The following is a 6,854-nucleotide window of genomic DNA, read 5'->3' as shown; positions in this document are numbered from 1 at the left end:
GCGTCGCGTCGCCGACTCACGGTCAGGCCCGGGCTCGTCCTGGAGCAGTCGTTCGACGCTGTACGCGTTGAGCAGGTCGTGCCGTGTGTATCGGTCGTGTGCCACCTGCTCGATCAACCGCACCGACGCCAACTCGTCCAGCGACCTCCTCGCTTCGACGACCGGGACGCCGGACAGCGCCGCGGCGACGTGCGGACCGAAGGTGGCACCGGTGTGCAGCCTCTTCGCCACCGAGCTGGTCAACAGCGGCCTGCCCATCCACATCGGCGCAGCCCTGCTCGGCCACCTCAACATCCAGACCACCCGCGGCTACGTCGCCGTCTTCGACGAGGACATCGTCCGCCACTACGTCGCCTTCCTCAACTACCGCCGCGAACTCCGCCCGATCGAGGAATACCGCGACGCCACCAACGAGGAATTGGCCGAGTTCGACGAACACTTCGACAAGCGCAAGGTCGAACTCGGCTCCTGCGGACGCCCCTACGGAACGCCCTGCCAGCACGAACACGCCCCGTTGACTGAACTAACTGCCGAGTTTGGGCAGCTCCTGACCCTGTCCACTGGCAGGGCCGATAGCTTGCCCGCGTGATCGAATCGGCGAAGGCGGACAGGGACCTGTCTTGCCTTGTTGTGCCCCGTACTGGGCAGCTCATCTCCACGGGCGACAGGTGGGAGCCCTACCGATTGCTCGGCGCCGATGGGGCTCCAGTTGCTCCGGTGGCCGGGTTCCTGCGAGAGCTGCTGGCTGCTGGGAGGTCGGTGGCGACGCTGCGCTCGTACGGCATGGATCTGTTGAGGTGGTGGCGATTCCTGCACGCGGTGGACGTCGGCTGGGACAGGGCGACCCGGCTTGAGGCGCGGGACTTCAGCTGCTGGATCCAACTCGCGGTCAAGCAACGCAAGCAGAATCCCGAGCCCCGAAACGGGAGCCCGACGGCCAAGACGGTGGGCGCCCCCAATCCGGTGACCGGCAAGCCCGCGCTTCGGGACGGATACGCACCGGCCACCGTCGCCCACAGCGAAACGGTCCTGCGTGGCTTCTACGACTTCCACCGCGACGCGGGCACCGGCCCGATCCTCAACCCATTCCCGCTGGACGCCTCCCGCCGGGCGCGGCGGGCGCACGCCCACCACAACCCGATGGACGAGTGGAAACACGAGCGCACGGGCCGCTACCGACCGAGTGTGCCGCGGCGGATTCCCCGGGCGATCCCGGACGACCGGTTCAACGAACTGTTCGCCGCCCTGTCGTCGAACCGGGACAGGGCACTGGTGGCGTTCTGGGTCTCCACCGGGGTGCGGGCCTCAGAGCTGCTCGGGGTGCGCCATTGCGATGTCGAACCCGGTCAGCAGCTGATCACGGTGCTGCGCAAGGGATCCCGCGCGGCGCAGCAGGTGCCGGCGTCGACGGACGCGTTCGTGTGGCTGAGGCTGTATCAGGAGGACCTGCGCGGCAAGGTGCCGCGTGGCCGGACCCAACCACTGTGGTGGACCCTGCGCCGTCCTCACCGGCCGCTGGCCTATCACGCCGCCCACCGCATGTTCGAGCGGGCCAACGTCGTTCTCGGCGCCGATTGGACCCTGCACGACCTGCGCCACAGCGCGGCGACGCGGATGGCCCGCGACCCGCAGCTGACGTTGAGCGACGTGCAGTGGGTCCTGGGCCACGCGCATCTGACCACTACGGAGCTGTATCTGACTCCTACCAAGGAGGAAGTCGTGGCGGGAGTGCTGGCCCATCACGCCCGCCAGGCCGAGCGGCGTGCCGAGCCGGTCCCGCCGCCCCCGGTGCCGGGCTATGACCCGGAGTCGTTGAGCGTGCTGTTCGGGAGGCCCTTGTGACGACCACCGCCAAGCACACCGCCCGCAAGCCACTGGCCGTGGCCAACGCCACCGAGGCCCAGGCGCGGGCGAGGAACACGCAGCTACGGGAACGTTTTCCTCCTCGCCCAGCCCAACAGCAGTGGCCTCATACCGCGCAGACGTCGGAGGAAACGCTCCGGAGGCTGACGTCCCCGCCGTTTCTCCCCGAGATCAAGGCGACTCGGGCGGGGCGACGCCGCGGGGTCGCCAAGCTGCTGCGCTGGCTGTCCTCCCAGCCCGGCAACACCTGGCAGGAGCGCTGGCTGGCCGGCGGAGCCGAGGACCGTCCCGGTGCCACCTGGGTGGAACTTCCACTGGAGTGGCTGCGTGAGCGCGGCGAGTCCGCCTCCTACGACCCGGAGGACCTGTCCTCGGGCCTGTTGATGCTGATCTGCGGCGACGTCATCCGCCCCGGCCTGCCATGGATGCTCACCCGCAGACACCGCCACCTCGCGACCGCGATGGAGCAGACCAGGGACCCCGACGGGTTCGCCCGGCTGCGCCGGCTGGCCGACGCCGGGCCGGCGGGTTCCGCCCTGGACGCGCGGATCGCCGCGAGCAGGGCCGCGACACTGCTGGCCTGCAAGGGCGGCCTGGTCACCGACATCACCGTCGGCGACTGCGTCGAGTTGGCCGACACGCAACGCCTCGTGCACGTGCGCGGCGGCCAGAAGAAGGTCGACTTCTACCTGCGGCTGCGCGCTCTGGGCATCTTTCCCGAGGACGCACCCCACACGATCCGCGCCTTCGGGCTGGCGGCGGGCCAGCTGAGCATCGAAGAGCTGGTGGACCGCTATCCGCTCCGGTGTCGACCGATCCGTGACCTGATCGTGGACTATCTGCGGGAACGGCAGCCGTCTCTGGACTTCGCCAGTATCGACGCGGTCTCCCGGACCCTGGCCGGCCTGTTCTGGGCCCGGATCGAGGACCTCTCGCCGGGCATCGACACGCTGCGCCTGCCACCGGAGACGACTCGGGCATGGAAGGAGGACCTGAGCACGAAGAAACGCATCACCACCAACGCCGCCGGCGAGCAGATCGAGATCTCCAGCCCCCGTATCAACGCCAAGGACGAGTTGCTCCGGGTGCGGGCCTTCTATCTGGACATCGCCCAATGGGCCGTCGACGACCCAGGCCGCTGGGCGCCGTGGGCCGTGCCCTGCCCGATCAGTGACGCCGAGATCGGCCGCGCCAAGGAGCTCAAGCACCGCAAGGCCCGCATGGACCAGCGCACCCGCGAGCGGCTGCCCGTCCTGCCCGTTCTGGACGAACGGCCCACGAACGCCGCCTCACCTCGGAGCGACGGCTGCGGGCGGCCCAGGGCACCCAGCCCGGAGAACCGATCCCCAGCACCGACGGCGCGCTGCGCAGGGCAATCGCCCCCACGTCCATCGGCCGGCATGTCTGGGCCGAGGAAACGGCCACCGGCAAGCGGCGCAATCTGTCCTATGAGGATGAGGAGGCGTTCTGGTCCTTCTCGACCATCGAAGTCCTGCGGCTGACAGGGATCCGCTGCGAGGAGATGCTGGAGCTGAGCCACCACAGCATCACCGAATACCGGCTGCCCTCCACCGGCGAGCTCGTGCCGTTGCTGCAGATCGCCCCGTCGAAGACCGACACGGAGCGACTTCTACTCGTCAGCCCCGAGCTCACGGACGTCCTCAGCGCCATGGTCAACCGGCTGCGTGCGCCCAACGGCGCGATACCGCTCGTGGCGTCCTACGACATCCGGGAGAGAGTCTGGAACCCACCGATGCCGCTGCTGTTCCAACGCTCCATCGGCAGCGAGAACCGGCCATTCACGCCTACCGCGATCCGCAAACTGCTGATCAACGCGCTCGCAGCAACCGGCCTCACCGACGCCGGCGGCGACCCGCTCATGTTCTCACCCCACGATTTCCGGAGAATCTTCGTCACGGACGCCATCATGAGCGGCCTGCCGCCCCACATCGCCCAAGTCATCTGCGGACACAAATCCATCGACACGACAATGGGCTACAAGGCCGTCTATCCCGCCGAGGCGATCGAAGCACACCGGGCGTTCATCGCCCGCCGACGGACGACCCGACCCAGCGAAGAATACCGGACCCCGACCGATCAAGAATGGGACTCCTTCCTCGCACACTTCGAGAAAAGGAAGGTGTCTGTCGGGACCTGCGCACGAGCATTCGGATCACCTTGCGTCCATGAGCATGCTTGCGTCAGATGTTCACTACTGCGGCCCGACCCGGCGCAACGACCACGGTTGGAGGAGATCCGCGACAATCTGAAGGCTCGTATTATCGAGGCCAAGCGCGAAGGATGGCTCGGGGAAGTCGAGGGACTACAAGTCAGCCTGACGGGAGCCAAAGACAAGATCGCCCAGATCGACACCGCGCTCCAACGCCCCACCGGCGCGGTCGCGCTCGGCATGCCCGCCTTCACCTCACTCGCCGGTCGAACAACATCCACATCACCGCAGAGCTGACGACACACAACGCACTGGTATGCCGGGCGGAAGGCGGACACTTCACTCGTGCCGTCGCCCTCTACCTGTCAGCAGACTCCACTCATCCACTGCCGTGACAGGGTCGTCTGCTGCGGCCACCATCTCGACGAACAGGGGCGTCGCCGCGACTCGGAGCCTGCCTTCCTCCGTATAGCCCAAGACCACGCACCGCAACCGCCCACCCACCGCAGGCCACGGCTCGCCCGGCTTGTCCGTGATGTACGAGCTGTCCACGAATCCGTGCTCGCCGTCCTCGGATTCGACCAGAAGCCCGTACCGCGCATGGCCGACCACCGAGCAGTGAACGACGTCGTACCTGCGCCGCGCTTGTGGCTCCATCTGACCTCCCACAACATCCTTACATGCCCCCGACAGCTCGGTCTTCCGATCTCGGACGACCTGTGGTCGTCGTTAAAGTGCACCGACGCTAGTTCAGAGAAGCCTGCATCCGCTGCCCGATGCTGCACGTCAACCCCAAGATGCTCGCCCGGCTCGACGAACTCGAAACCGACCTGGTCGACCGCCGCACCCGTGCCGAGGCCGAAGGCTGGGCCGGTGAGATCGAGGGCATCGATATGACCCTGACCTTCCTGCGAGCCAAACGCGACGACACCCGACGTCGGCTCCGGCGACCTACCGTCGCCCTCGGTATCCCGGCCCTCACGCGGGCCGCTGACCTTCGGGAAGCTCCAATGACAACCCCCAGCGTCCGACCAGTCGTAACGTGAATAGGCATCGGTAACGAGGTACTAGGCCTTCCAGGGGAAGCGGATTACGCTAATCTGTATCGAGTTCGGCGATTCGCGCGTCCGGTCTAAATGTAGAACCTGAGGGGCGAGAGGTAACAGATAAAATCGGCCACAGTGTGATCGATCAGTCCTCGATCGATGCGTATTCAATGTAAAGGGGAGTGGCGAGAACGGCGGGACTCAAGACTTTATCCTTCTCTGCTGCCAAGACCCGAGCATGCCCTTTAATGGTCACCGGTCCTGCTGCCCAACCGGAATGCGGCCGAACTGATTGTGTGATGGGAGTCAGATAGCGGAGGGCTTCCACGAGGGCGTGGCCGCCGTGGCCCGGAACTGCTAATTCGCTCTCTGTGGCCTCGTCTGGCAGTTCGGCGAGACGCTCCGCGTACGCTAGCACGGCCTCCATGTAATAGGCGCCCACCGCTTTGACGTGCGAGTCGGGCGGTTGCCAGCGGTCCAAGACGTTCGCAGATGAGCCCACCAGCACGAAAGGGGTTCGGGCGGGTCCACCACGAGAGGTGTTCCAATGAGGGGGTCGCTGGGCGGCGAAATACACCAGTCCAGTGTCCGCAACTGGTTCGGATTTTATTCTTCCAGAAGCTGCGTCACCGTAGAAGAACTCGTCCTCGAACTGGACCCAGTCACCTGACTGCAGGTTCGCCTCCGTGAACCACTTGACCGTCCGTTCCTGCTCGATCATCTCGATGACCGAGTCCAGCATGGTCACCAATGATTTAGAGGGCTCGCTAGGGAGCGAGGTCTTGAACGAGGCAAACCCAACGTTTACCCCTGTCTCGAAGCCGATCTTCTTCCGCAGTTGCTGTGGCACCTGCGGACTGAGGACCCGCATTTTGTTCTCCGAGAGATACAGGAGATCGCGCATTGACATCCCTTTCAAAGCCGCGCAAGGAGGCATACCGCCGGACTCGTGTCAAGGATAGCCGCGCGCGAGTGCCGCAGGCTGGATCGGAGATCGGGGCATCGACATGCCGCTCGGACTTCGGGCGAAGCCGAGCGCGAAGCCCCAGAGCCAGACGGGCCCATCGCGCCATCGACCCCGGCACCCAGCCCTCTGGCATGCCGCTGACCAGCAGGAGAAGCCAGGATGACACCCCGAGCGCCAGTCAGCCCCAAGTGCAGATAAGCACGAGCGAATACAAGATCAACCCACTCAAACGAGCCGCACGAGACCTGCTGGGCTACCCGCATCCGCGACGAGTGGTTGCGACCGTTAGTTCGTCGGGGATGATCATGCTGTCCGTGGTTGTGGGGCGTGGCGGTCATGGCGGCCGATCCGTGTGAGCAGCCGGTTGAGGTCGTGGCGGGTGAAGGTCCAGTCGAAGGGCTGGGCGGTGGCGTTGTAGTGCTCTTGGAAGGACAGCAGCCGTTCGGAGACTTCGTCGAGGTCGCCGAAGTCGTCCGGGGTGAGCGCTTTACGCCGCACGGCGGAGAAGTAGATTTCCACCTGGTTCAACCACGAGGCGTGTGCCGGTAAGTGGATCATGTGGGCGTTGGGGAAGGCGTCGTTCATCCGGGCCGCGGCGGCCCAGTTGCGGTGGGAGGCCCCGTTGTCCACCGACAGCACCAGCCCGAGCACGACCAGCATGCCCACCAGCACAAGCACCGTGTACCAGACGGCCGTAGCCCCGAAGAACCCCCACACGGCAAGCGCCAGCACCATCGTGAACGGAGCCGTTATCACCGCCGGCATGACGAGCCCGGCCGCCACGCTGCCGCCCAGATGACGGGCCGCA

At 66.1% G+C, this 6,854-nt stretch carries 8 protein-coding genes; 5 read left to right on the top strand and 3 right to left on the bottom strand.

Annotated elements, in window-relative coordinates; translation table 11 throughout:
- Window positions 1-231 (bottom strand): hypothetical protein (locus tag ADK67_RS53425; protein WP_231648057.1); only part of this gene is annotated, 231 nt, incomplete at its 3' end.
- Between ADK67_RS53425 and ADK67_RS07015 the strand changes: the two genes are divergently transcribed.
- The 5 genes from ADK67_RS07015 (at window position 212) to ADK67_RS06995 (ending at window position 5,079) form a co-directional block, all read left to right on the top strand.
- The gene (locus ADK67_RS07015; protein WP_053715575.1) at window positions 212-589 is read left to right on the top strand and encodes a tyrosine-type recombinase/integrase; all 378 of its coding nucleotides are present in this window, start codon (window positions 212-214) and stop codon (window positions 587-589) included. The genes ADK67_RS53425 and ADK67_RS07015 overlap by 20 nt on opposite strands.
- Window positions 590-717: 128 nt before the next feature.
- Window positions 718-1,842 (top strand): tyrosine-type recombinase/integrase, encoded by a 1,125-nt coding sequence (locus ADK67_RS07010; RefSeq protein WP_231648056.1) that lies wholly within the window; start codon window positions 718-720, stop codon window positions 1,840-1,842.
- Window positions 1,839-3,365 carry a hypothetical protein gene (locus ADK67_RS53420; RefSeq protein ID WP_231648055.1) on the top strand — a complete coding sequence of 509 codons (1,527 nt, stop codon included), beginning with the start codon at window positions 1,839-1,841 and terminating at the stop codon, window positions 3,363-3,365. Before ADK67_RS07010 ends, ADK67_RS53420 begins: the two co-directional genes overlap by 4 nt.
- On the top strand, window positions 3,254-4,330 hold the full coding sequence (locus ADK67_RS52255; RefSeq protein WP_331459249.1) for a site-specific integrase: 1,077 nt from the start codon (window positions 3,254-3,256) through the stop codon (window positions 4,328-4,330). The genes ADK67_RS53420 and ADK67_RS52255 overlap by 112 nt, the downstream gene beginning before the upstream one ends.
- A gap of 479 nt (window positions 4,331-4,809) precedes the next feature.
- Window positions 4,810-5,079 (top strand): hypothetical protein, encoded by a 270-nt coding sequence (locus ADK67_RS06995; RefSeq protein ID WP_063797523.1) that lies wholly within the window; start codon window positions 4,810-4,812, stop codon window positions 5,077-5,079.
- Between the two features lie 145 nt (window positions 5,080-5,224).
- Here ADK67_RS06995 and ADK67_RS50525 read toward each other — a convergent pair whose 3' ends face one another.
- Both ADK67_RS50525 and ADK67_RS06990 read right to left on the bottom strand, forming a co-directional pair.
- Window positions 5,225-5,983, bottom strand: a complete 759-nt coding sequence (locus ADK67_RS50525; protein ID WP_157619980.1) for an SAVMC3_10250 family protein — start codon at window positions 5,981-5,983, stop codon at window positions 5,225-5,227.
- A 366-nt stretch (window positions 5,984-6,349) separates the two neighbouring features.
- The coding region (locus tag ADK67_RS06990; protein WP_197289320.1) for a transposase at window positions 6,350-6,854 on the bottom strand (505 nt) is incomplete at its 5' end.

This window comes from Saccharothrix sp. NRRL B-16348, from assembly GCF_001280085.1.
GTDB lineage: Bacteria > Actinomycetota > Actinomycetes > Mycobacteriales > Pseudonocardiaceae > Actinosynnema.
The sequence above is the reverse complement of the archived record's forward strand: the minus strand, read 5'-3'. Positions and strand labels throughout refer to the sequence as shown.

Excerpts from the sequence above, each read along its gene's own strand:
- ADK67_RS06995 (WP_063797523.1), top strand. The coding sequence starts at position 4,810 with ATGCTGCACGTCAACCCCAAGATGCTCGCCCGGCTCGACGAACTCGAA.
- ADK67_RS50525 (WP_157619980.1), bottom strand. The coding sequence starts at position 5,983 with ATGCGCGATCTCCTGTATCTCTCGGAGAACAAAATGCGGGTCCTCAGT.